General features: G+C 67.4%; 20 protein-coding genes, 1 tRNA gene and 1 pseudogene. 10 read left to right on the top strand and 12 right to left on the bottom strand.

Annotation, left to right across the window (positions count from 1 at the left end; translation table 11 throughout):
* Window positions 1–24 precede the first annotated feature (24 nt).
* Window positions 25–906: an alpha/beta fold hydrolase gene (locus tag CEX88_RS17380; RefSeq protein ID WP_094294427.1), complete on the top strand. Its 882-nt coding sequence runs from the start codon at window positions 25–27 to the stop codon at window positions 904–906.
* On the opposite strand, the gene CEX88_RS17385 is transcribed toward CEX88_RS17380, so the two are convergent.
* Window positions 881–1,810: an NAD(P)/FAD-dependent oxidoreductase gene (locus CEX88_RS17385; protein ID WP_094294479.1), complete on the bottom strand. Its 930-nt coding sequence runs from the start codon at window positions 1,808–1,810 to the stop codon at window positions 881–883. The genes CEX88_RS17380 and CEX88_RS17385 overlap by 26 nt on opposite strands.
* A gap of 334 nt (window positions 1,811–2,144) precedes the next feature.
* Here CEX88_RS17385 and CEX88_RS17390 point away from each other — a divergent pair, with 334 nt between their 5' ends.
* Complete coding sequence (locus CEX88_RS17390; protein ID WP_094294428.1) at window positions 2,145–2,774, top strand: DUF2510 domain-containing protein; 630 nt, start codon at window positions 2,145–2,147, stop codon at window positions 2,772–2,774.
* Here CEX88_RS17390 and CEX88_RS17395 read toward each other — a convergent pair.
* Window positions 2,753–3,370 (bottom strand): rhomboid-like protein, encoded by a 618-nt coding sequence (locus CEX88_RS17395; protein WP_094294429.1) that lies wholly within the window; start codon window positions 3,368–3,370, stop codon window positions 2,753–2,755. The two genes, CEX88_RS17390 and CEX88_RS17395, sit on opposite strands and share 22 nt — an antisense overlap.
* A 65-nt stretch (window positions 3,371–3,435) precedes the next feature.
* Here CEX88_RS17395 and ppk2 point away from each other — a divergent pair, with 65 nt between their 5' ends.
* The gene (gene ppk2, locus CEX88_RS17400; protein WP_064395844.1) at window positions 3,436–4,326 is read left to right on the top strand and encodes a polyphosphate kinase 2; all 891 of its coding nucleotides are present in this window, start codon (window positions 3,436–3,438) and stop codon (window positions 4,324–4,326) included.
* A 106-nt stretch (window positions 4,327–4,432) separates the two neighbouring features.
* Window positions 4,433–5,721 (top strand): annotated as a pseudogene (locus CEX88_RS17405) (HNH endonuclease signature motif containing protein).
* A 55-nt stretch (window positions 5,722–5,776) separates the two neighbouring features.
* Here the strand turns inward: CEX88_RS17405 and CEX88_RS17410 are convergent.
* The 4 genes from CEX88_RS17410 to fdh form a co-directional block, all read right to left on the bottom strand.
* Window positions 5,777–7,126, bottom strand: a complete 1,350-nt coding sequence (locus CEX88_RS17410) for an MFS transporter (protein ID WP_068193190.1) — start codon at window positions 7,124–7,126, stop codon at window positions 5,777–5,779.
* A gap of 101 nt (window positions 7,127–7,227) precedes the next feature.
* Window positions 7,228–8,184 carry an NrfD/PsrC family molybdoenzyme membrane anchor subunit gene (nrfD, locus tag CEX88_RS17415; protein ID WP_094294430.1) on the bottom strand — a complete coding sequence of 319 codons (957 nt, stop codon included), beginning with the start codon at window positions 8,182–8,184 and terminating at the stop codon, window positions 7,228–7,230.
* Window positions 8,184–9,074 carry a 4Fe-4S dicluster domain-containing protein gene (locus CEX88_RS17420; RefSeq protein WP_094294431.1) on the bottom strand — a complete coding sequence of 297 codons (891 nt, stop codon included), beginning with the start codon at window positions 9,072–9,074 and terminating at the stop codon, window positions 8,184–8,186. The genes nrfD and CEX88_RS17420 overlap by 1 nt, the downstream gene beginning before the upstream one ends.
* Window positions 9,071–12,322 (bottom strand): formate dehydrogenase, encoded by a 3,252-nt coding sequence (gene fdh, locus CEX88_RS17425; RefSeq protein ID WP_094294432.1) that lies wholly within the window; start codon window positions 12,320–12,322, stop codon window positions 9,071–9,073. Before fdh ends, CEX88_RS17420 begins: the two co-directional genes overlap by 4 nt.
* Window positions 12,323–12,544: 222 nt before the next feature.
* Between fdh and CEX88_RS17430 the strand changes: the two genes are divergently transcribed.
* The 3 genes from CEX88_RS17430 to CEX88_RS17440 all read left to right on the top strand — a co-directional run bounded on the left by CEX88_RS17430 (window position 12,545) and on the right by CEX88_RS17440 (window position 15,447).
* Window positions 12,545–13,390: a glycoside hydrolase family 16 protein gene (locus CEX88_RS17430; RefSeq protein WP_094294480.1), complete on the top strand. Its 846-nt coding sequence runs from the start codon at window positions 12,545–12,547 to the stop codon at window positions 13,388–13,390.
* Window positions 13,384–14,901 carry a glycosyltransferase family 39 protein gene (locus tag CEX88_RS17435; RefSeq protein WP_202931549.1) on the top strand — a complete coding sequence of 506 codons (1,518 nt, stop codon included), beginning with the start codon at window positions 13,384–13,386 and terminating at the stop codon, window positions 14,899–14,901. The genes CEX88_RS17430 and CEX88_RS17435 overlap by 7 nt, the downstream gene beginning before the upstream one ends.
* Before the next feature lie 75 nt (window positions 14,902–14,976).
* Window positions 14,977–15,447: a nuclear transport factor 2 family protein gene (locus CEX88_RS17440; protein WP_094294433.1), complete on the top strand. Its 471-nt coding sequence runs from the start codon at window positions 14,977–14,979 to the stop codon at window positions 15,445–15,447.
* Between the two features lie 293 nt (window positions 15,448–15,740).
* On the opposite strand, the gene CEX88_RS17445 is transcribed toward CEX88_RS17440, so the two are convergent.
* Window positions 15,741–17,468 carry a selenocysteine-specific translation elongation factor gene (locus CEX88_RS17445; RefSeq protein ID WP_094294434.1) on the bottom strand — a complete coding sequence of 576 codons (1,728 nt, stop codon included), beginning with the start codon at window positions 17,466–17,468 and terminating at the stop codon, window positions 15,741–15,743.
* On the bottom strand, window positions 17,456–18,736 hold the full coding sequence (selA, locus tag CEX88_RS17450; RefSeq protein ID WP_094294435.1) for an L-seryl-tRNA(Sec) selenium transferase: 1,281 nt from the start codon (window positions 18,734–18,736) through the stop codon (window positions 17,456–17,458). Before selA ends, CEX88_RS17445 begins: the two co-directional genes overlap by 13 nt.
* Before the next feature lie 112 nt (window positions 18,737–18,848).
* Here selA and CEX88_RS17455 point away from each other — a divergent pair, with 112 nt between their 5' ends.
* Window positions 18,849–19,370: a DUF488 domain-containing protein gene (locus CEX88_RS17455; RefSeq protein ID WP_094294436.1), complete on the top strand. Its 522-nt coding sequence runs from the start codon at window positions 18,849–18,851 to the stop codon at window positions 19,368–19,370.
* Between the two features lie 13 nt (window positions 19,371–19,383).
* Here CEX88_RS17455 and CEX88_RS17460 read toward each other — a convergent pair.
* A tRNA-Sec gene (locus CEX88_RS17460) sits at window positions 19,384–19,478 on the bottom strand.
* 51 nt (window positions 19,479–19,529) lie between these two features.
* Here CEX88_RS17460 and selD point away from each other — a divergent pair.
* Window positions 19,530–20,534 (top strand): selenide, water dikinase SelD, encoded by a 1,005-nt coding sequence (gene selD, locus CEX88_RS17465; RefSeq protein WP_094294482.1) that lies wholly within the window; start codon window positions 19,530–19,532, stop codon window positions 20,532–20,534.
* A 3-nt stretch (window positions 20,535–20,537) separates the two neighbouring features.
* Here the strand turns inward: selD and CEX88_RS17470 are convergent, their stop codons facing one another.
* From CEX88_RS17470 to stpK7, 3 genes are all read right to left on the bottom strand, one after another.
* A complete protein-coding gene (locus CEX88_RS17470) occupies window positions 20,538–21,014 on the bottom strand; it encodes a DUF5994 family protein (RefSeq protein ID WP_094294437.1) in 477 nt (158 codons plus the stop codon).
* Entirely contained in the window at window positions 21,011–21,145 is a 135-nt protein-coding gene (locus tag CEX88_RS26540; protein WP_255361605.1) for a hypothetical protein, read from the bottom strand. The genes CEX88_RS17470 and CEX88_RS26540 overlap by 4 nt, the downstream gene beginning before the upstream one ends.
* 143 nt (window positions 21,146–21,288) lie before the next feature.
* Window positions 21,289–23,091, bottom strand: a complete 1,803-nt coding sequence (gene stpK7 / locus CEX88_RS17475) for a serine/threonine protein kinase StpK7 (protein WP_094294438.1) — start codon at window positions 23,089–23,091, stop codon at window positions 21,289–21,291.
* A gap of 330 nt (window positions 23,092–23,421) precedes the next feature.
* Here stpK7 and CEX88_RS17480 point away from each other — a divergent pair, with 330 nt between their 5' ends.
* Window positions 23,422–24,009 (top strand): Rv1733c family protein, encoded by a 588-nt coding sequence (locus tag CEX88_RS17480; RefSeq protein ID WP_094294439.1) that lies wholly within the window; start codon window positions 23,422–23,424, stop codon window positions 24,007–24,009.
* Window positions 24,010–24,154 lie beyond the last annotated feature (145 nt).

Genomic DNA, 24,154 nt, shown 5'->3' on the forward strand with positions numbered 1-24,154 from the left:
CGGTCGGTCTGTCTAGGAGGTGCCATGCGAAATGTTCTCCAGGCCCAGCATCGGGTCGACCTGAGCGCCGGAGTCATCGAATACTCGGATACAGGCGGCAACGGCCCCGTCGTCGTGCTGTTGCACGGGGTGAACATGGATAACTCCGTGTGGGACAACGTGGTTGCGCGGCTGGCGCCCGAGCATCGATGCATCTGTCCGATCCTGCCGCTGGGCAGCCACCGCCAGCCGATGAGGCGTGGGGAGCTGGTGACCCATGAGGGTGTCGCGGCGCTGGTCGGCGAGTTCATCGACCGGTTGGATCTCCGGGACGTCACCCTGGTGCTCAACGACTGGGGAGGTGCGCAGTTCCTGGTCGCCGAGGGCGCCGAGCGGATCGCCGCACTGGTTCTGGTTGCCTGCGAGGCTTTCGAAAACTATCCGCCAGGACTACCGGGCAAGGCTGTCGCCTCCTGCGCGAAAATCCCCGGCGCCCTGTGGCTGACGATGCAGCTACAGCGGTTCGACTGGTTCCGTCGCGCCCCTGGCGGCTGGGGCTGGATGGCCAAGCACCCGATACCCAAAGACGTGATGGACCAATGGTTCCGCCCAGCGTTGGTCGACAGCGGAGTACGACGCGACCTACGTACCTTCGCTGGCTCGACGCCCAGCCGGGCGCGCCTGGCCGAGCTGACTGAACAGCTTCGGACCTTCGACAGGCCGGTACTCGTGGCGTGGGCAACCGAAGACAAGGTGATGCCCGCTGAGCACGGCCGACGTCTGGCGTCACTGTTCCCGCATGGCCGCCTGGTCGGGATCCGGGACAGCTACACGCTGATACCGCTGGATCAGCCCGCGCGTCTTGCCGACGAGCTGCGGGAGTTCGTCGCCGCGAGCGTGCTCAGATCGGGGGGTACGGCAGGCTGAACTCGTCGGCCAGCAGGCTCTGGACGATGATCATCGCCGCCTTCGATCCCGCGGCGATCGCACCTGCCACATAGGGCTGTTCGCTGCACAGGTCGCCCGCGGCGAACACTCCGCTGGCCTCGGTGCGATGGATCGGGTCGATGCTGATGGTGTCGGCGGCCAGCGGGCCCGGTGTGCATGCGGCGCCCAGCTGGTCGGCGAGCGGTGAGCGTTGCTTGAGGGGCGCCTCGACGAGCAGACCGTCGCGCGCCAGCCGGTCCCCGTCGGCGAATGCGATCGCGCTCAGTTGTCCGTCGTCGCTGAGCAATTCGACGACACGACGGTCCTCGATGGTCACGTCGGCGGCCTTCAGCACCCGCTTGTCCTCGGGTGACAGGTCGGTGCGCCCGTCGGTCAGCAGTACGACGTCGTCGCTCCAGCCGCGCAGCATCAGCGCCGAGTGCATCGCCTCCTCCCCGGCGGCCATGGTGGCCAGCCGCTTGTCGCGCATCTCCCAGCCGTGGCAGAACGGACACTGGAATACCGAGGTGCCCCACAGCTCGGCGAGCCCGGGCAGGTCCGGCGGGTTGTACTGCATGCCGGTCGCCAGCAGGACCCGCTTCGTGAGAATCGGATCGCCATCGTCGGGTTCGAGGATGAAGCCGTTGTCGACCGGGCGGCCGCTGATGATCTGGCCGTGCCGATACTCGACGCTGGGGTAGGCCGACAGCTCGCGGCGGCCTTGCGCGTACAACTCGGCGGGTGGACGCTGGTCGTAGCCGAGAAGACCACCAATTACCCTCGAGACGCGGTTGCTCTGTTCGTCGGCGTCGATGACGACCGTGCGGCGTCTCGCGCGCCCCAACACGAGGGCGGCGCTCAACCCCGCCGCCCCTCCCCCGACGACAGCACATTCCCAATCCATGGCCACATCGTTCCCGAGGTGGCCGTCGCGAAACCTCCACGCCGATGTGCCGAGGTCAGCGGGGTGCTCGAGCGCGGAGTTATCCAGCAAACTCGTTCATAGGGAAACCCCTGATTCCCCGGGTCCCGATTTTTCGTAGCGTTCGTGGTGCGGTCAGTGGTCGTGGGGGTTGAGCGCCGTCGGGGGACCTTTCACCACCGCGGGGGCCGATCGATGCCCACATGTTGAAGACCGTGGACGACCTGAGGGGAGGCACTGTGTGCCGGACAGAAATACTGGCCTCGCGGCGCTGGGCCGGGCGCATTAAGAACTCTGCTGCGCAGGGGTTTTCGCGATGAGCGCGGGCTGGTTCCCTGATCCCAGCGGCCAGCCGGGGCGACGCTATCACGACGGCCAGCGGTGGACGCAGCACTTCGTGCCGACACCACCGCCGAGCGTCGCGGCACCGACAGCGGTGGCTGTGGCGGTGTCGTCGGGCGGAGGAACGAACCACGCGCTGCACCTCGTTCTGACGTTTCTCTCCTGCGGGCTCTGGCTGCCGTTTTGGATTCTGTTCGCCATCTTCGGCGGATCGTCTGGATCAGCGATCGCGGTGGGCGGTGGTCCCGGTGGTGTGAACGTCAATACGCGGTCCCGGACGCCGCTGATCGTTGCGGGCGTGGTTCTCGGACTCGTCGTGCTCGGCATCCTTGCCGAGAACCCATGGTTGCTTGTCATCGTGGTCCCCATGGTCGGTGTCGGCGGATTCCTGTTCTGGCGGCACAAGTCTGCCGAGGCTCGAAAAGCCCAAGAGCTACGCGAGCAGTATCGCCGTGACGTTCTGGCGGCTCGCGCCGACTACGAGAGCAGGCTCTATGCCGAGGGCGATCCGGCTGGGATCTACGGGCAGTATCCGCCACCGCCTGTGACGCGGTTCAACGGTGAGCGGCCTACGGTCGTGAGTCAGCGGGGTATCGACGGATAGGGCTGCTCGTCGCGGTCGGGTGCGAGCGCAACGGTCGCTAGCCCGACGAGGAACGCGGTCAGGTGGCCGACTTCGGTGAACGTGGGCCGGGCGGCGGCGTTACCGGCCAGCGCCAGCGCGGCGGCGGCCTGGGCACCGGAGCGCCACGGCTTGCGGGTGTAGCCCGACAGGGCGCCGGCCACCCCGAGGACGAAGTAGCTCACGCCGACGTCGCGGGCGTTCTCCGCTCGCTGCGGCGCTCGGCCCTTCCGGATGAGGAACCGCAGGTAGCTCTGGCCGACGTAGGTAGCGACGACGTGCGCGCCGATCCCGACGAGAAGCCAACGCCACCAACCCAACCGGCGCTCCGCGGGGGCGACGACGCCGACGAACACCGGGACGTAGGGCCACCACCTCTGGTCGTCGAGCCAGAACAGGCTGGTGGTGAGGACGCGATGGGGTTCGCTGCGCAGCTGGCGCAGATTCGTGGAATTCCTCCGCTGGATCCGTCGCGACCCCCGATGTCCGGCCGAGCGCTGCACGCGGGTCGTGATGAGCAAGACGAGCAGCCACGCGAAGCTGAACGGGGCGCCGGCGACGGCGCGGAGAAGCCGCACCCGCTGAGATTAGCGCGATTAGCCCGGCAGCCTTCCGGGTAGGTGAGCGTCGTTAGGAGCCGGTGATGACGACTGCAGACTCGGAAATCGACCTCGACGCACTGTCGACTGACGACCATGGATACACCGTCAACGACGAGGACGAAGACGACCCGGTACTGCTCGATCGCGACGGTAAGCCGATCGAGACGTGGCGCGAGCGGTATCCGTACGACGAGCGGATGAGTCGCGACGAATACGAGCGGATAAAGCGGCAGCTGCAGATCGAACTGTTGAAGCTGCAGAAGTGGAGCAAACGCACCGGCGCGCGGCACGTCATCGTGTTCGAGGGCCGGGATGCGGCGGGTAAGGGCGGCTCGATCCAGCGGTTCATGGAGCACCTCAACCCGCGCGGCGCCCGGGTTGTGGCGTTGGAGAAGCCGACGGAAGAAGAGAAGTCGCAGTGGTACTTCCAGCGATACGTCAGGCATCTGCCGACCGCCGGGGAGATGGTGCTGTTCGACCGCTCCTGGTACAACCGCGCAGGCGTGGAGAGGGTGATGGGCTTCTGTACGCCGAAACAGCATGCCGAGTTCATGCGGCAGGCACCGGCGTTCGAGGAGATGCTGGTGAACTCGGGGCTGCACCTCACCAAGTTCTGGTTCTCCGTCTCGCCGGCCGAACAGCGGACGCGGTTCGCGATCCGGCTGGTCGATCCGCTGCGGCAGTGGAAGTTCTCGTCGATGGACATGGAAGCAGTCAACCGGTGGGAGCAGTACACCAGGGCCAAGGAGGAGATGTTCGTCGCGACCGACACCGACTACGCACCGTGGATCGTCGTGAAGAGCAATGACAAGAAGCGCGGACGGATCAACGCGATGCGATACCTGTTGTCGCGCTTCGACTACGACGATAAAGATGACGAGGTGGTCGGCGAGCCGGACCCGTTGATCGTCGGTCGGGCACTGGAGGACTGAGGGTCAATCGGGCTCGACGGCAGCGGTTTTCGCTGTTCACGGCCATCTCAGCACGGTGAGCGGCGGACGGCGAATTTTTGTCGGTGGTGGGTGTGATGATGCGGTTATGACGTTGACCGCCGCGCCTTGTGGGGCTGAGGAGCTCTCGCCCGATGAGCGCCTGGGGGCGCAGTTCGCTGCGCTCGAGGAGTTGGCAGGTCAACGCAACGCCATCGATGGGCGCATCGTGGACATCGTTGCTCAGATTGAACGTGAGCGGTCGTGGGGTATCACCGGGGCGCGCTCGGTCAAAGCGCTGGTGGCCTGGAAGCTGGGCCTGTCTGATACCACCGCCAAAACGATCACCGCGATCGCCCAGCGCATCGAGGAGTTCCCCCGCTGCACCGAACAACTACGCCAGGGACAGTTGTCGGCCGATCAGGTCGGGGTGATCGCCCAACACGCCGGCCCAGGCTCTGATGAGCACTACGCGCAGCTGGCCTCGGTGGCCACCGTCAGCCAACTGCGCTTTGCAGCCAGACTCGAACCGCGCCCCGCACCCGAACGCCCCGCACCCGCCCCCGAACCGTCGCTGAGCAAAACCGTCGGCGAGCAGTCCACCACCTACCGCATCACCTTGCCCGCCCTGGAGGCCGCCAAGTTCGACGCCGCCCTGCAGTCACACCGCGACGCGCTGATCAACGAACACTGCGCGACCATGGCCCCGACACCGACGGCGACACCCACGAACGCCGCGAGCGGCTCGGTGATCTGCGGCGCCAACCGCCGTTTCCCAGCCTGGGTGATGCGTTCCTGCGCCTGGTGGACACCGGCTGGGACACCGAAGCCACCCGGCGCCCCCACGGCCAGCACACCACGGTGATCGTGCACCTCGACCTCGACAAGGCCGCCGCCTGGCCCCATCTTGGCCCGGTCTTATCGGAGGCCGAACGGCAGTTGTTGTTGTGTGACACCGGCTGTGAAGTCTGGCTCGAACGACACGGCCAACCCATCGGGGCCGGGCGCACCACACGGGTGATCAGCCGACGCCTACGCCGCGCCCTCGAGCACCGCGACCGCACCTGCCGAGTGCCCGGCTGCGGGGCCACCCGCGGACTGCACGCTCATCACCTCGTGCACTGGGAAGACGGCGGGCCCACCGAACTGGACAACCTGATCCTGGTCTGCCCGTATCATCACCGCCTGCACCACAGCGGCGAAATCACCATCACCGGACCCGCCCACCAACTACGCGTCACCACCCGCGAAGGCGAACCACTGCACCCCGGATCGCTGGTCCGCACACCCACCGGACCCCCACCCGACGTCGCGCCCTGCCCCGGACCCCTCGGCGAACACGCCCAATGGCGCTGGTACGAACCCTTCCAACCCCAACCACCACCCCAGGTGAACTGAACCAGCCAAACAGCCTGGTGCGCAGGCGAATCCAACGGGCTATGAAAAGCAGTGGTCAGCGGACGAACGCCGCCCCGCGTTCGCGGTCCAGGAATGTCTCGGACTTGTTCTTCAGGAAGAACAGGTAGACGACGAGCGAGATCGCGATGCATACGGTGACGTATCCGATGAACAGCGGCACCTGATCGCGTTCCTTGAGCGCCTGGTAGATCAACGGCGCCGTGCCGCCGAACATCGAGTTCGCCAACGCGTATCCCACACCGACGCCGAGCGCCCGAACGTGCACCGGGAACAGCTCCGACTTCACCAGCGCATTGATCGAGGTGTAGCCGGTGAGGATGACGTACCCAACCGCCACCAGCAAGAATGAGGTAAGCGGAGAACGGGTTTCGGGCAGGTAGGTGATCAGGATGTAGGTGTAGACCAACCCGCCGAAGCCGAACCACAGCAGCAACGGTTTGCGTCCGACCTTGTCGCTGATCATCCCGCCGACCGGCTGCAACAGCATCAGGAAGATCAGGCCGATTAGGTTGATCCATGTGCCCGTCATACCCTCGCCCTTGTAGGCGGTCTTCACGATCGCCGGGGCGTTGACGCTGTAGGTGTAGAACGCGACGGTGCCGCCCATGGTGATCAGGAAGCACAGCAGCAGCGGCCTCCAATAGCGGGTGAACAGCTCGCGCATCGAGCCGGCGCCCTTGTCCTCGCCGGCTTTCGTCGCCTCGATGACGTCCTCGCTGAGAGACTCGTCCATGGTGCGGCGCAGCCAGAACACCACGACGGCAGCAACCCCACCGATCGCGAAACCGATGCGCCAGCCGAAGTCGCGCAGCTGGTCTTCACTGAGGAACGCGTCGAGCACCAGCAGCGTGAACTGCGCCAGCACGTGCCCGCCCACCAGCGTGACGTACTGGAAGCTCGAGAAGAAGCCGCGACGTTCGCGGGTCGCGGCCTCGGACATGTACGTCGCCGATGTCCCGTACTCGCCCCCGGTCGCGAATCCCTGCACAAGACGCGCGAGCACCAGGACGATCGGCGCGGCGATCCCGATCGTCGCCTGCGATGGCACCAGCGCGATCACCATGGAACAGAACGCCATCAGCGACACACTGACCGTCAGCGCGGCGCGCCGGCCGCGCCGATCGGCGAACCGCCCGAAGAACCATGACCCGACCGGCCGCATCACGAAGGTCACCGCGAAGATCGCGTAGACGTACACCGTCGAGTTCTTCTCGGACTCGTCGAAGAACTGCGCTTCGAAGTACGAGGCGAACACCGTGTAGATGTAGACGTCGTACCACTCGACGAGGTTTCCCGACGAGCCGCGGATCGTGTTCCAGATCGCCCGCCGGGTCTGCGCAGGAGTCGACCGCGGCGGCTGCGCTTCGGTGGTCGGTACGGTCATGGACGGACACGGTATCCGACGGAGCAACCGGCCGGATGGATGTTGTTCATGGTCCTAGGGGCGAGATTGCACTCAGGGTCGTGGTCGGTCGTGAAAAGCCCTCAGGGCATTCTCGTGCGTAGGCGATCGCGGGCATCCACCCGCTCCCGCTGCGGAACCACGACGTACTTCGGGTCGCGTGTCGATGCCACGCCGGCCTCGAACACCCCGAACCGCTGCAGCGCACTGCCCACCAGCAGCGCCGCTCCCGACGCGACCATCGTCGCCCGGTTACGCCCGAGCAGAGCACCGACGGCTCCTCCCACGGTCAGCACCTCCGATGCCTGACGCAACCGGTGCGGTCGTCCCGTGGTGTACGCCTCGCCCTCGACGCCCATCCGCCGTTCCATCAGCCGCGACGCCGCCACCTCCATACCCGCGCCCAGTACAGCCATGCGCCGCGCCGGACCGGTCTCGTCGTAGGGCGCCAACAACATCCCCAGCCCGGCGCCACTGGCCGCCGCCGAACCCGTGAACACGAACGGCAGATACGGGTGCGCCTCCCGCCACGCCGGAACCGCCGTCTGCGACAACAGAACTGCCGTGTACGACGCCACTCCCGACGCTGTTCCCGCCGCCCACAGCCCGGCCGGTCGCGCCGCCCGCTCCACCAGCCGGCCCAACGCGGTCTTGCGCAGCCGACGCGGCATCAGCTCGGCCACGGCGATCACGCCCGACCCCGGACCGTACGCCGACAGGATCCAGGTGCCCATGCTCATCGGCGAGCTCGGCTTGGCCACCCGCAGCATGTGGTGGAACCGCTCCGGCCGCCCGAGGTCGGCGATCAGGAAGTACAGGCTCGCCAAAATGCTGACCAGCGAACCGATTCGGGTGACCTTGCGCAGCTCGGTCCGCCCCGTCAGGTCCGCGCCCGCTGCGAGCATCGCCGAGCCGCCGGACAGCCCGCCGCAGAATAGGTAGGCCGCGATCCTCCAGTCCCACACCGGGGTCTTGAGGATCTGCTTGCCGTAGTAGGAGCGGAATTCGGCCTTCGGCACGGCGAGTTGTTCGCGGGGCATCAGTTGCGACTTCCGAAGAACGAGGACACGGCGATGCCGATCATCGCCGACGCCGCCATCCCCGCGTAACGCCACATCGCGCCCATGTCGCGTGTCGGCACCACGGGATCCGGCGGCAGCCCGTACACCTCGGGCTCGTCGAGCAGCAGGAAGAACGCGCCGTCACCGCCGACACCGTCGTTGGGATCCTCGCCGTACAGCCGAGCCTCGGTAACGCCCCGCTCGTGTAACTCGTTGACACGCAGGGCGGCTCGCTCCCGCAGCTCATCGAGCACCCCGAACTGAATGGAGTCCGTCGGACACGCCTTCGCGCAGGCGGGCTCCAGCCCGTCACGCAGACGGTCGTAGCACAGCGTGCACTTCCATGCCCTGCCGTCACCCTCGCGCCGCTCGATAACCCCGTACGGGCAGCCGGACACACAGTAACCGCACCCGTTGCAGATGTCCTGCTGCACAACGACAGTCGCGAACTCAGTGCGGAACAGCGCGCCTGTCGGGCACACATCGAGACACCCGGCGTGGGTGCAGTGCTTACAGACGTCGCTGCTCATCAACCATCGGAAGTCCTGGCGGGTCTCGGGGCTCATCGTGTCGCCGGGGCGCTCGAAACCGGGGATCCCGAGGTCCACGCGTTCCTGTGACGGTTGCTCGATGAACGCGACATGCCGCCACGAATTGGCGCCCAGCTCACCGGTGTTGTCGAACGACATGCCAAGAAGGTTGTAACCGCTGTCGGGTACCTCGTTCCACTCCTTGCACGCGACCTCGCACGCCTTGCAGCCGATGCACACCGAAGTGTCGGTGAAAAAGCCCATCCGCGGCGGATGTTCGTCGTAGCCCGCGTCGGCGGCGACGTCGTCGAGAGGTCCGTAGAAGCTGTTGTGGCTCATGACTGCTCCTCGGTGTGGTCTTCCGACGGCCCGGTGGTGTCCAGGTTGGTACCGGTCTCGGGGGTGATCCGGGCACGCTCGCGGTACATCGCGATGTACTGCAGCAGCGCAGGACCCCGCGGCCGCCGCCCGGGCTGGATGTCACACGTCGCGACCTTGCTCTCCTGGATGAACACGTTCGGATCGGCCACCACGCCGAGCAGGTCGTTGACCACGTCGCCGTCGATCAAACCGACACTGCCCCAGTGATAAGGCATCCAGACCTGGTGCACAACCCGGTCCTCAACGCGCAACGGCCGCATCCGGTCGGTCACGAACACCCGCGCGTCCACCGCCGAGCGGCTGGTCACCACGTGCGCCCATTCCATATGCGTCAGACCGCGTTCGGCCGCCAGCTCGGGTGACACCTCGACGAACAGACCGGGCTGCAGCTCGCTGAGATACGGCAACTGGCGGCTCATCCCGCCCGCCGTGTGGTGTTCGGTCAACCGTGCGGCGGTGAAGACGAACGGGAACACCTCGCCGTGCAACTCCGGCGGTGACGGGTTCGACGGGTTGTCCGCTCGCCCGTACACCTTGCGCGCCGGGTTTCCCTGCTGCATGTAGAGGGCATTGGCCATCGGCGACTCGTGCGGTTCGTAGTGCGTCGGCAGCGGTCCGTCGAGCACCCCGTTGGGCGCGAACAGCCATCCCTTGCCGTCGGCCTGCATGACGAACGCGTCGTCGCCGCGCAGCGCCTCGACACCGACTGCGTCCGAAGGTGGTTCGTAGTCGGGCGGTTTAGTCGTCTCGAAGTCCGGGACGTCGAAACCCGTCCACTCCCCCTTATCGGCGTCCCACCAGATGAGCTTCTTGCGCTCGCTCCACGGCCTGCCCTGCGGGTCGGCCGACGCGCGGTTGTAGAGCACGCGGCGGTTCATCGGCCACGCCCAACCCCATTGGGAGTCGTCGTGGGGCTCGCGCCGCGCTGCCTGGTTGACCTCGTCGGCGTACACGCCGCTGTAGATCCAACAGCCACACATCGTGGAACCGTCGGACTTCAGCGAGGTATAGCCGTCGACGGCGCGATCGGTCGTCAGATCCACGCCGCTGATGCGCCGGAGCACGTCGTCGGCTGACGGCTCGTCACCGTCCAGCTTGTAGTCCCACGACAGGTCCAGCACCGGCCGGTCCCGCTCATCGGTTGAGCCGGCGAGCTTTTCGCGCAGAATCCGGCCCAGGTGGTAGAAGAACCACAGCTCGGAGCGGGCGTCGCCGGACGGTTCGACCGCTTGTTCGCGCCACTGCAGCTTGCGCTGCGTCTGGGTGAACGTGCCGGACTTCTCGACGTGCGAAGCCGCGGGGAACAGGAACACCTCGGTGCGGCAGGTCTGCGGGTCGATCTCGCCGGTCTCGATCTCCGGCGCGTTCTGCCAGAATGTCGCGCTTTCGATTTCGACGAGGTCGCGCACCACCAGCCAGTCCAGGTTGGCCATGCCGAGGCGCTGCAATCGGCCGTGCGCAGACCCGACCGCGGGGTTCTGTCCCAGCAGGAAGTACCCGAACACGTTGCCGTCGACCATGTCCATCACCGTGCGGTAGGTGCCGTGGTCGCCGTTGATGCGGGGCAGATAGTCGAAGCAGAAGTCGTTGTCGGCGGTGGCGTTTTCTCCCCAGTACTCCTTGAGCAGCGACACCATGTAGGTATCGGCGTTGTGCCAGAAGCCTTTCTGGTGGTCGCCGCGGATGTCGTCGACGTACTGCGAGAGCGTCTCTTGGCCGGCGTGCGGCATCGCGAGGTAGCCGGGCAGCAGGTTGAACAGCGTCGGCACGTCGGTCGAGCCCTGGATACTGGCGTGCCCGCGGAGTGCGAACACTCCGCCGCCGGGCCGGCCGATGTTGCCCAACAGCAGTTGGATGATCGACCCGGCGCGGATGAACTGCGCTCCCAGGGTGTGCTGGGTCCACCCGACGCTGTACACCAGCGCGGCAGTGCGCTCGCGGCCGGAGTTCTCGGCCCACGCCCGCGCAACGTCGAGGAAATCCTCTGCGGGCACACCGCAGACGCGTTCCACCATCTCCGGGGTGTAGCGGGCGTAGTGCCGTTTGAGGATCTGGAAGACGCAGCGGGGGTGCTGCAGCGTCGGATCGCTGGGGATCCGGTGCGCGGTGTCGTCGATGGGTGCGCCACCGGACCCCTGCTGGTCCGGCGCGGCCTGCTCCTTGGCTCCGGACCCGCCGCCTTCGCGATCGGTCCGCTGGTACTGCCACGTCGACGGGTCGTAGGAGGCGGATTCGTCGTCGTAGCCGGAGAACAACCCGTTGAGGTCCTCGGCGTCCTGGAACCGCTCGTCGACGAGGAACGAGGCGTTGGTGTAGGCGGTGACGTACTCGCGGAAGTCGAGGTCGTTGCTCAGGATGTAGTTGATGACCCCGCCGAGGAAGGCAATGTCACTGCCCGCCCGCAGCGTGAGGTGCCGGTCGGCCAGCGCGCTGGTGCGGGTGAACCGCGGGTCGATGTGCACGACCTTGGCGCCGCGCAACTTGGCCTCGACCACCCACTGGAACCCGACCGGATGGGCTTCGGCCATGTTCGAACCCATGATCACGATGAAGTCCGAGTTGGCGAGGTCCTGCTGGTAGTCCGTCGCCCCGCCGCGACCGAAGGAGGCTCCCAGACCGGGAACCGTGGCGCTGTGTCAAATACGCGCCTGGTTCTCGATCTGTAACGCGCCCAAGGCGGTGAACAGCTTCTTGATCAGGTAGTTCTCTTCGTTGTCCAGCGTCGCGCCGCCGAGGCTCGCGATGCCCATGGTCCGGCGCAGCGTGTTGCGGTCGGCGTCGAACTGCTGCCACCCCTTGTCCCGCGCGTCGAGCACCCGGTCCGCGACCATCTCCATGGCCGTGTCGAGGTCGATCTCCTGCCACTCGGTGGCGTACGGCGGGCGGTAGCGCACCTTAGTCAGCCGCTGCGGGCCGGTGACGAGCTGCTTGCTCGCAGATCCCTTGGGGCACAGGCGGCCTCGTGAAACGGGACTGTCGGGGTTGCCCTCGATCTGGATGACCTTCTCGTCCTTGACGTAGACCTTCTGTGCGCACCCCACCGCGCAGTACGGACAAACGGAGTGCGCGACCCGGTCGGCTTCGACGGTGCGCGGGGTCAACTCGCTCGAGCGCTTCGACTGGGCGGCGTGGCCGCGCCCCAACGGGTCCTGGCCCGTGAGCTGCCGGTACACCGGCCACGACTGGAACAACCCCTTGATGTCCACTGCGCCTCCTTCAGGCCTCGAAGGCTCCTTACCCGACGTTGCTCCCATCAAACCGCGCGCGGACTGCGGTTGCTACGTACCGGGCGTATCTCGGCGTTGTGCCTAGTCACACGGGGTGCGGCGCGAACGGCCATCGTCGTCGGATGGCTGCTGTGGGAGCCACGGTGGTCGGAACCCGACCCGATCATGGTTTGCACCCTCTATGGTGCTGCTGTGGCCGAAATCGACCGTCGCACCCTGATGATGATGACCGGAGCCGCCGCCTTTGGCGCGGCCGCAATCCAATCGCCGCTGGCCAACGCCTCGCCGGTTCGGCCTTCTCCGCCGTCACAGCCACCACCGGACGCGGTGGCCGGCGCGTACCTCTTCCACGACGAATTCGACGGTCCGGCCGGATCGGCGCCCGACCGCTCGAAGTGGATCATCCAGAGCTGGGACGATCCGGTGAACCCGCCGATCGCGGGCCACTACCGCGACGACCGCCGCAACGTGTTCATCGACGGCAACTCCAACCTCGTGCTGTGCGCCACCCAGGAAGGCGACCAGTACTTCAGCGGCAAGGTGCTCAGCCACTTCCGCGGCCAGATCGGCACCACCTGGGAAGCGCGGATCAAGTTCGACTGCATGCACCCCGGTCTGTGGCCCGCCTACTGGTTGCTGAACCAGGACCCGCTGCCCGACGGCGAGGTCGACATCGTCGAGTACTACGGCAACGAGTCCTGGCCGCCCGGGACCACCGTGCACGCCGCCTCCAACGGCAAGACGTGGGAAGGCATGTCTATCCCCCAGCTGGTGGATCCCGCGTGGCACACCTGGCGAACCGAGTGGAGTGAGGACGGTTTCCGCTTCTGGCGTGACTACGTCGACGGCGCCGAGCCGTACTTCACCGTTCCGGCCAAACCAATCCCCGTCCACGGCCGACCAGGCGACCTGCGGTGGCCATTCGGTATCCCCGGCTACTGGCTGCAGGCCATCTTCAACCTGGCGGTCGGTGGTTCGGGCGGCGGGGATCCGCGCCGGGCGCCATACCCGTCGGCCATGCTCATCGACTGGATCCGCGTCTGGTAGACGTCGCCGCCCGCGGTCGGCTCACGTGGCTGGAACCGCTGCTCGTCGGCATTCTCGGTGCCGCGGTGAGCCTCGCGGGCGCCGGACGACCGTCGTTCTGGTACGACGAGGCCGCAACGATCTCTGCGTCCTACAGTCGGCCGCTGTCTGCGCTGTGGCAGATGCTCGGCGACGTCGACGCCGTACACGGCTTGTACTACGTGCTGATGCACGGCTGGTTCACCATCGTGCCGCCGACCGAGTTCTGGTCCCGGGTGCCCAGCGGCCTGGCCGTCGGGGCCGCCGCGGCTGGGGTGGTGGTGCTGGGTCGGCAGCTGTCGTCGCGGGCGGTCGGGCTCACGGCCGGCGTCATGTGCGCGATCCTGCCCCGGGCGACGTGGGCGGGTATAGAAGCGCGCCCGTATGCGCTGACGATGATGCTGGCGGTCTGGCTGGCCGTGGCGCTGGTGTGGGCCGCCGGACGCGAATCCCGTTGGGTCTGGGGGGTTTACGGCGGCCTGCTGGCGGTGTCGATCCTGTTCGACGTCTATTTGGCGTTGCTGGTCCCCGCGCACGCGGTGTTCGTGCTGGCGTTTCGGCGGCGCCGGGCGGCGGTGCTGCCGTTTGCGATCACATCGGGTCTGAGCGTCGCGGTGATGACGCCGTTTGTCGCCGTGGTCGCCGGACAGGCCCAGCAGATCAGCTGGATCACGCCGATCGGCTCGCGCACGTTCGAAGACATTGCCGTACAACAGTATTTCGACCGCAACCCGTACTTCGCGACGCTGTCGTTGGTCGTGGTACTCGCGGCGATCGGGGTGTGGGTCTTCGCGAGGCGCCCGAGTGCCGAAGAGCGGGAAGCCGTCGTGTTGGCCGTCGCGTGGTTGGTGATCCCGACGGCGTTGATCGTCGCGTACTCGGCGGTGCGCGAACCGCTCTACACCCCCCGATATCTGTGCTTCACTGCACCGGCCATGGCGCTGCTGCTGGGCGTCTGCATCATGGCGGTGGCGCGCTCCGCGTGGGTGGCAGCGGCGGTCGTGGTGGTTTTCGCCTTGGTCGCGGCGCCCACTTTCATTGCCGTGCAACGTGGTCCGTACGCGAAATACCACATGGACTACAGCCCGGTAGCCGACCTGATCTCCGCGGAGGCCGCTGCGGGTGATTGCTTGCTGGTCAACGACACCGTCACCTTCCATCCCGCGCCGATGCGACCGTTGATGGCCGCGCGCCCCGACGCCTACGCCGGCCTGGTCGACGTCAGCCTGTGGCAGCGCGCCGCCGACCGCCGCCACGTGTTCGACACCAACCTGATCCCCGAGGCCTCGGTCGGACCGCTCGAGCACTGCGGCGTCGTCTGGATCATCACGCAGGCCGATCCCGACGCCCCCGAACATGAAGAGGGGGTGGCGATTCCACCCGGTCCTCTTTTCGGCGGGACGTGGGCGTTCGCGGTCAGCCACGATATGGGTTTCCGGTTGATCGAGCGGTGGCAGTTCAGTTTGGCGCAGGTGATCAAGGCGGAACGCTAGCCGCGCGTCGGATTGTGCACGCCGAGCGTACGGTTTGTACGTGAACCCGTTTCAATACACGGAGAAGGACACCGGATGAGCACACCGCCGTTGGTACCACCGTTCACCCACGACACCGCCGTCGCAAAAATCCGTGCTGCAGAGGATAATTGGAACACTCGCGACCCCGTGCGCGTCGCGCAGGGTTATACGCTGGACAGCCGGTGGCGCAACCGGTCGACCTTTCTTCAGGGCCGCGAAGAGATCATCGAGTTCCTGACCGGCAAGTGGGAGCAAGAACTCGAGTATCGACTGATCAAGGAACTGTGGGCGTACGGCGACGAGCGCATCGCCGTCCGGTTCGCCTACGAATATCACGATGCCGGGGGCCGGTGGTTCCGGGCGTACGGCAACGAGAACTGGGAGTTCGCCGCCGACGGGCTGATGAAGACGCGCCACGCGAGCATCAACGATGTCGCGATCACCGACCAGCAACGGTTGTTCCACTGGGACCGCTCCGGCCCGCGGCCGGCCGACCACCCGGGACTGAGCGACCTGGGATTGTGACGGGACGAGCGCTCAGTCAGGTACGAAACGGGCGGACGGCCGCGTAAGCCAGTCCTCGCGTAAGCCAGTCATAGTCGCCCTCGGCAGGTCCCAGCAGACAGCCCCTCGACGCCGCCCGGCTCCAGCAGACAGCGCTTCGACACTGCCCAGCTATCAGCGAATTATTCGCTCGGAGCGAATAATTCGCTCTGAGGCGGGCACTTGCGATGCGGAACCCACCAGAAACCAGTGGGACTGGTAGAGCCAGTGAGGCTGGTGGAGCTAATGAGGCTGGGAGCTAATGAGGCTGGGAGCTAACGAGGCTGTGGAGCTAATGAAGCTTGGGCGTTGAGCCGCTCCTGCGGAAGAAGCGTTCGGGTGCCGTCGCCGCCACGGCGGGTCACCTTTCGCGCGTCGAGGAGTTCGAGCAACGGCACCGCGACCCGCCGGGTGGTGTTCAGCGCGCGCTTGGCCTCGGCGACGGTGAACGGTTGCGGCAGCGCCGCGAGGATCTTTGCGGCGCGGTCGACGGCCTCGGGACCGAGGACGACGCCGTCGGCGATCCGGGTGAGCCGTCCGGCGCGGATCGCCGCCGCGAGTTCGCGCGGTCCCAGGTTCAGGTCGGCGAGTTCGTCGGCCTCCGGTGCGTGAAACGGCTCGACCGCCAACCACTCCTCGACCGTTCGCACGGCCTTGTCGACGCGTGCGGGCAGCTCCGCATCAGGGCGTCGCACCACCCCGTCGGCCACCTGAAGTCCGGTGCCCTCCAACAGCGCGAGCAGGAGTTCGGCGGCGGGCACACCGGCCTGCTGGCGTAAGGCTTCCAGCGGCATTCCCGCCGCGATGTCGTGACCGGCTGTCCAGTCGTTGAGCGCAGCCGTCATCTGGTGGCGACGCTGCGCCCACCAGTCGTCGTCGACCATCCACTCCCCGATGCGGGTGCCGTCAGCGTCAAAACCCATGGCGTGCAACTCGGTTACGCGGATACACGGTGGCGGACGCACCTGCCCGGTTGCCAGTTCCTCACCGCGCTCGCGTGCCGCACCGCGACGCCGCAGCGCGGGCGGCCGCACGTCGAGCACCTCGACGCCCGCGGCGATGCGGTGTTCGCCGGGGTCACGCAACAAGCCGATGTCACCGACCCGCAGCGGAAGCGGATGCGTCAGCCGAAGCCGTGCCCCGGCCGCGCCGAGCGATCGTACGCGCACCGGCACCGCGGCCGAACCGATGTGGAGCACGAGTTGCCGATGCAGTTCGCCGGGTTCCCTTAACAGAACGTCGATTTCGGCGGTGTCCAGCCATGCACCTGGCGTGCGGATGGTGTCGCCGCGACCGATGTGCCTGCGGTCGACACCGCGCACATTCACCGCGACCCGCGCGATGGCGCCGACCTCCCGCTGGTCTTCGCCGAGCGACTGCAGACCGCGGATCGTCAGCCGTCGTCCCGCGTGCTCGAGCTCGTCGCCGACACGCAAGGTGCCCCCCGCCAGCGTCCCCGTCACCACCGTGCCCGCGCCTCGGACGGTGAACGACCGGTCGACCCACAGCCGCACGTCGGCGTCGCAATCGGGCGCAGGCAGCGCGTCGACAAGCGAAATCACCGCGCTGCGAATGGCTTCCAGATCCGTGCCGAGCACCACCGGAACGTCGGGCAGTCGCTCGCGGACCTGTCCGATCGCGTGCGCGGGGTCGGCGAGGTCGCCCTTGCTGATCACGACGAGCAGGTGCCGAACCTCAAGCGCCTTCAGCGCGTCGAGGTGTTCGTCGGACTGCGGCATCCAGCCTTCCGTCGCGGCGACGACGAACATGACGGCGGGGACGGGGCCCACGCCGGCGAGCATGTTCGCGACGAACCGTTCGTGGCCCGGCACGTCGACGAACGCGACCTCACGCCCGTCGAGCGTGGTCCACGCGAAGCCGAGATCGATGGTCAGGCCGCGTCGCTGCTCCTCGGCGAGCCGGTCCGGCCACATGCCGGTGAGGCGTTCGACGAGCGTGGACTTGCCGTGGTCGACGTGGCCCGCGGTCGCTACGACGTACACGCCAGCACCGCCTGGACGAGCAGGCCGTCGTCACCGGGGGCCACCGTGCGCAGGTCCAGCAGGCACCGGCCGCCCTCCAGCCGTCCGACGACCGCGGGTGTGCCGGTGCGCAGCGGCGCGGCATAGTCCTCCGGCAGGCTGACCGCAGCGCTCGGCAGCGCGACGTCGGGCGCGCCACCACCGCCGACCGCGGCGGTGCAGTCGACGGCTTCGGCTCCCGGGAGCTGGGCGGCCAGGGCCTGCGCGCGGGCCCGCAAGTCGGCGACCTCGGCGTCGAGCGCCTGCATGACCGGCGGCGGCGGGCCGACCAGCGTGGCCTCCAGCGCGGCCAGGGTCAGCTTGTCGACGCGCAGCGCCCGCGCGGCGGGATGGCGGCGCAGCCGCTCGATGAGCTCCGCCGAGCCGAACAGCAGACCGGCTTGGGGCCCGCCGAGCAGCTTGTCCCCGCTGGCGGTGACGACGTCGGCGCCGTCGCGCAGCATCGTGGTCGCGTCGGGCTCATCGGGCAGCAGCGGATGCGGAGTGAGGAGACCGGAGCCGATGTCGGCAACGAGGGGAACGCCGAGGGAGGCGAGCTCCGGCACGCCGACCGTCGAGGTGAATCCCGTGACCGAGTAGTTCGACGGGTGCACCTTGAGGATGAAACCGGTGTCTGGGCCGAGCGCGTCGGCGTAATCGCGCAGGTGGGTGCGGTTGGTGGTGCCGACCTCGCGGATGCGCGAGCCCGTGGACTCCATCAGCTCGGGCAGGCGGAAGCCGTCGCCGATCTCGATCAGTTCGCCGCGGCTGACGACGATCTCCTTACCGGGTGCCAGCGTCATCGCGGTGAGCAGCAGCGCGGCGGCGTTGTTGTTGACGACGTGTACGCCGCTGGCCGTCGGAACCGCACTTGCCATTGCGGCGAGCGCGCCGCGTCCGCGGCGGGCCCGGCGTCCGGTTTCGAGGTCGAACTCCACGTCGGTGGCGCCGCTCGCGGTGACGACCGCGTCGACCGCTGCTTTCGACAGGGGGGCCCGACCCAGGTTGGTGTGCACGACGACCCCGGTGGCGTTGATGACCGGGCGCAGGGTGGCCGCGCTTTTCGGCAGCGATGCGACCGCGTCATCGGCGACCCGTTCCGGCTCGATCTCACCGGACCGCGCACGTTGTTGCGATTGTCCCACAACGGTTTTCACCAGTGTCCGGCCCAGCACCCGCGATGCCTCGACCAGGCGTGGATCGGCGAGCAGCGCGTCGGTGCGCGGCACCCGTCGTCGCGGATCGGTCACCGGGTCACCCCCTGCGATTTGTGCACCTTCAGGCGCGCCCAGCGCAACAAAACGTGCACAAATCGCATGAAGCCATCATGGCGCAACCGCGTCGATCGGGTACACCGATGGCATGTTGACCTCGGTGGGGCACGGTGCGCTCGATAAGTCAGAGCTCGCGCGGCTGCTGCGCGAAGCCGAGGTCGAGGCGCTCATCGACATCCGCCGCTATCCGAACAGCCGGCATAACCCCGACGTCGCGATGGCCGCGATCACCGAGTGGGCCGAAGAAGCCGGGTTGGCATACCGCTGGGAGCAGCGACTGGGCGGACGCAGAAGCCTGCCGGCGGGTTCGGAACCCGAGGATCCGTGGTGGCGGGTCAAGCAGTTCGCCGCCTACGCCGCGTACACGCGCACCGAGGAGTTCGACGACGCCATCGGCGAGCTCGTGGAGCAGTCGCAGCGACAACACACCGCGATGATGTGCAGCGAGTCGGTGTGGTGGCGGTGCCACCGCCGGATCGTCGCCGACGTCGCGGTGTTGCGGTTCTCGGTGCCGGTCATGCACCTGATGCACGACGGCCGGCTGGTGCCGCACGAGCCGTCGGATGGGGCCCGGATTCGCGACGACGGCCTGGTCGTGTGGGACGGCTGATCACCGGAAGGGGTGGCGGAGGCGGACGGGAATCGAACCCGCCAGCGACAGGATCTGCCGCTCAGCGATTTTGAAGACCGCGCCGGTCACCAGACCGGATACGCCTCCCTGACCCACCGCCCGATCATGCCAGGCAGCATGGAGGCTGTGACCGAGCAGATGACCTACCGACTGACCCAGTACGCCCACGGCGGCGGATGCGCGTGCAAGATCCCACCCGGCGAGCTCGAAGACGTCGTTCGGGGCCTGACCGGCGCGGCGCCGCGCAATCCGGTCGGCGAGCTGCTGGTGGGCCTCGACGACGGTGACGACGCGGCGGCGGTGCGCATCGACGGCGGCTCAGGCGGGGGGGTTGCGTTGATCGCGACGACGGACTTCTTCACCCCGGTGGTCGACGACCCGTACGACTGGGGCCGTATCGCCGCCACCAATGCGTTGTCGGATGTGTACGCGATGGGCGGACGGCCCGTCGTCGCGGTGAATCTGCTGGGCTGGCCGCGTGAGGTGCTGCCGTTCGAGTTGGTCAGCGAGGTGTTGCGCGGCGGACTGGACGTGTGCGGCGCTGCGGGCTGCCACTTGGCCGGCGGGCACAGCGTCGACGACCCGGAACCGAAGTACGGGTTGGCCGTCACCGGTGTTGCCGATCCGAATCGGTTGCTGCGCAACGACGCAGGCAAACCAGGTGTGCCACTGTCGTTGACCAAGCCGCTCGGTGTCGGGGTGCTCAACAGCCGGCACAAGAACACCGGCGAGACGTTCCCGGAGGCGATCGCGGTGATGACCACGTTGAACGCCGATGCCGCGCAGGCCGCCGTCGACGCCGGTGTCGAATGCGCCACCGACATAACGGGTTTCGGGCTACTCGGACACCTGCACAAGCTCGCGCGCGCCAGCGGTGTCACCGCGGTGATCGACAGCGCGGCGGTGCCTTATATCGACGGTGCGCGAGAGGCGTTGGCGCAGGGCTACGTCAGCGGCGGAACTCGGCGCAACCTGGGCTGGGTGGCGCCGCACGTCGACCTGACCGTCGTTGACGAAGACGAGGCGCTGTTGCTGGCCGACGCGCAGACCTCAGGTGGTCTGCTGATCGCCGGAGAGATTCCGGGCGCACCCGTGATCGGCGAACTGGTGCCGCGTGGCGAGCACACGATCGTCGTGCGCTGAAAGTTATGCCCGGGCCGTCCAGGCCACGCTGTCGGACTGAGCATCCCGGATGACCGTGTCGGCGGCGTCGCTCCACTGCGCGCATTCCGGTGTGCAGTCGTTCGATTTACCGACCGCGCACCGCATGACCATCGCACCGAGCGCGGGCGTCGTCATATGCGGTATCACAAGCAGTTTCACCGACGCAGAACGTCCGGCGACCACCATCAGCCGATGCGGTCGGCGCGGGGCGGGATTCTTGGTGCGGGTGCTCGACAGGATCGAGTTGTAGTCCAGCGTGCCTTCGGTGGCCGCCCAGTTGACCCGGATGTCGATGATCTCACCCAGCGTCTTGTGCAGGGTTTCGATCAGCTCGGGCAGTTCACCGGCTACCGAGCCGGTGTGGGGCCACCAGGCACCGTCGATGTCGGAGCCGAGTTGTGGTGCGAGCACGAGGCGGACGGGTCGGGCCAGCCGCCGCGTCCCCGTGAGGCCGTTCATGCCGAGGGTGTGGACGGACCGCGTTCGGGGCGGTCGGAGAACACCGGATTGGTCACGGGTTCGTTGGAGTGGTCTTCGCTCGAGACGTACTCGGGCTGCTGAGGGTGTGAAAACAGGTCGTTCGACTGCATGTAGCAAGTCCTTCGTTACGTTCCGCTGCGGCCGATGCCGAAAGTGGCGCGCGGTGTCAAAGCGCAGTTCCATCGCGTGGAAAAGATGGCTGCTAACCGGAGACGGCTGCCTTCAGGTTACACCCGTACCCAGAAGCGTGTGATCAACGGGTCGCGCCGTTGATCTGCGGCGTGGAGATCATGCCCTTCTCCACGCCCCACATCAGGGCGATGGTGCGGTACTCGCCGGTGGAGATCAGATGCGCCAACGCCTGGCGCAGCGACTCGGCCAGCCCGGACTCCTTGGCCACCGGCCAGCCGTAGGGCGCGGAGTTGAAGACGTCCCCTGCGGCCTCCAGCGCACCGCCCGAGGTCTTGATCGCGAACCCCGCGACCGGTGAATCCGTGGCCATGACGTCGACCTCACCGTTGATCAGCGCCTTGGTCAGGTCGTCCTGCGTCACGTAGACGACTTCGTCGATGGGCGCCGATCCGGCGGCCACACACTCCTTGCTCTTCGCCGGAATCTCCTCGGTCTCCTGAAGCGTCGCGTATGCCACGCCGATACGCAGCCCGCATGCGTCGGCCGGGGTGAACCCGGACCCGGTCCGCTGCGCCCACAGCGTGCCCGCCTGGAAGTAGGTGACGAAGTCGACCGACTCCTCGCGCTCCTTCGTATCGGTGACCGATGACATGCCGACATTGAAGTCACCGGCCCGCACCGACGGCAGGATGGCCTCGAACGCGGTCTCGCGGTATTCGGGAACCAGACCCAGCGTTCGCGCGATCGCGTTCATCAGATCGACGTCGAAGCCGACGATCTGACCGTCGGCATCTTTGAATTCGTTTGGCGCATAAGGGGTGTTGACACCGATGACGAGCTTGCCCGTCGACCGGATGTCCGCGGGCACCGTCGCCGCGATCGATGCCACCGCGCCTTCAGCGGCGGGCGGCGGCGTCGTGGTCTCTTCGACGCTGGCCGGTCTGGCGCTGCCGTCGCCGCGCCACTGCAATACGCCGAAGGTGCCAAGCGCCGCGACCAGCATGACCGACGCCGCCATGGCCAGCGCCCGGCGTGGCACCCGTCGGGCACGTGCCGTTGCCGGTGCCCGTCGCGCCTGGTGCCTGCCGCTGCCTGCGGTGCGTACCGGTGCGGTGAGCGCACGGCGTGCGGCGTCGGCCAGGTCGCCGGCCTTCTGGTAGCGCTTGGCAGGCGTCTTGGCCATCCCCTTGGCGATGACTTCGTCGAAGGCCGCCAATCGCGGATCGACCGCCGACGGCTTCGGCACGTCCTTGCTCATGTGGCCGGCGATCTGCTGCTCGAGGCTGTCGGCGGGATACGGGCGCACGCCGGTCAGGCACTCGTAGAGCACGCAGGCCAGTGCATAGATGTCGGCGGTCTGGTCGACCGGTTTGCCCTCGAAGCGTTCGGGGGCCATGTACGCCATCGTCCCGAGTGTGCTGCCCGCGGTGGTCAGGCCCTTCTCGCCTGCGCTGCGCGCCAAGCCGAAGTCGATGAGGTACACGAATTGGCGTTCGGTGACCAGAATGTTCGACGGCTTGATGTCGCGGTGGATCAGGCCGCGGGCATGGGCGGCGTCGAGAGCCGTCGCCACCTGTTCGGCGATCTTGACCGCGAGCGTGGTGTCGAGCGGGCGTTTACCGGCGTCGCTGAGGATGGCGCCCAGGTTGCGGCCCTCGATGAGGCGCATGTCGAGGTAGAGGCGGCCGTCGATCTCGCCGAACCCGTGAATGGGCACGACGTGCGGGTCGTTGAGCCCGGCGGCGGCCTGGGACTCGCGCCGGAAGCGCTGTTGGAAGATCTCGTCGGCGGCCATGCTCGGCGGCAACACCTTCAGCGCGACGATGCGGTCGGTCTTGGTGTCGTAGGCGCGGTAGACCTCGCCCATACCGCCGCGGCCGATCAGTTCCTGCAGCTGGTAGTGCCCGAATGGTGTCGCGTCCACCGTCTTTATTAACCCCTCGACAGCGGCCAACCCCGCATCGTGTGTCGATTGAAGTTACATCATGTTTGCCAGAATCTCTGAATATTCTTCGCCGTTCTCGGCGGGCGGCCGCGGGCCTGCCCTGGTTGTGCTTGTGCTGCTGTTTTCGGGGTGGGTGGGACAGGTTGCTGTCGGTGACGGATGTTGCCTGTCGTTCGTGCGGCGCGAGCGTGCGCAAAGTGCTGATTTTTCGCGGCGTGTCGGGTGCCGACGCGCACGCTCGCGAAGGGGGTGGAAGGAGGTTTGGATGGGCGGTCTCGGTCAATTCCTCGGACGACCGAGGGAGGCGCCATGCAGACGGTCCAGCGCGGGTGGTGGCACTGGCGGATGATCCACGCGCTCGGTCGAAATCCGCTCGTGCGCATGAGCGATCGCGTCGAGACCTTCGTGATGATGATGGCGGTGACGGCCTCGCTGATCGCCATACCGGTCGCCGGGGCGATGGCGACGGCCATCCACGAGGAACGTGGCCGCGCGTATGTCGCAGAAGCCCAGCACCGGTACCCGGTGACTGCCACCGTCACCGCGACGAGCGCGACGCTTCGAGGCACCGATGTCTCCGTGGTACAGGCGAATTGGCGGTTTGCGGGTGTTCAGCACACCGAGCGTTTCCGGTGGGACCGGCCCGTCAAAGCTGGGCAGACCATTGCCGTCTCGGTCCATCCGGACGGTCGTCGCGCGCAGCCGCTGGATCCGTGGTGGCGAGCCGGGGTCGACGCGGCGGTCGCGGCGATGTCGTTCTGGCTCGCGGTGACGGCGGTGGCCGCGATGTTCGTCGTCGGCGTCCGGCCGTGCCTGCGGCGGATTCGGTATGCGGCGTGGGACCGCGAGATCGCCAGCCTCGCCGACGACGGCGGCACGGCGAACCGTCGCTCCTGACGGGTGGGTACTCGAGCCGTCGCGGGACTCGAGCCGTCGCGCGGCCACTCAACCCCCGCGAGCGACCTCTCTTGTACGGCCAAACGCGGCGTGTCGGCGCACAAACACGGTCACTCGCGGGGGTTTGAGGTGGGCTCACGCGGGG

Origin of the sequence: Mycobacterium neumannii (assembly GCF_002245615.1) — a bacterium.
Lineage (GTDB): Bacteria > Actinomycetota > Actinomycetes > Mycobacteriales > Mycobacteriaceae > Mycobacterium > Mycobacterium neumannii_A.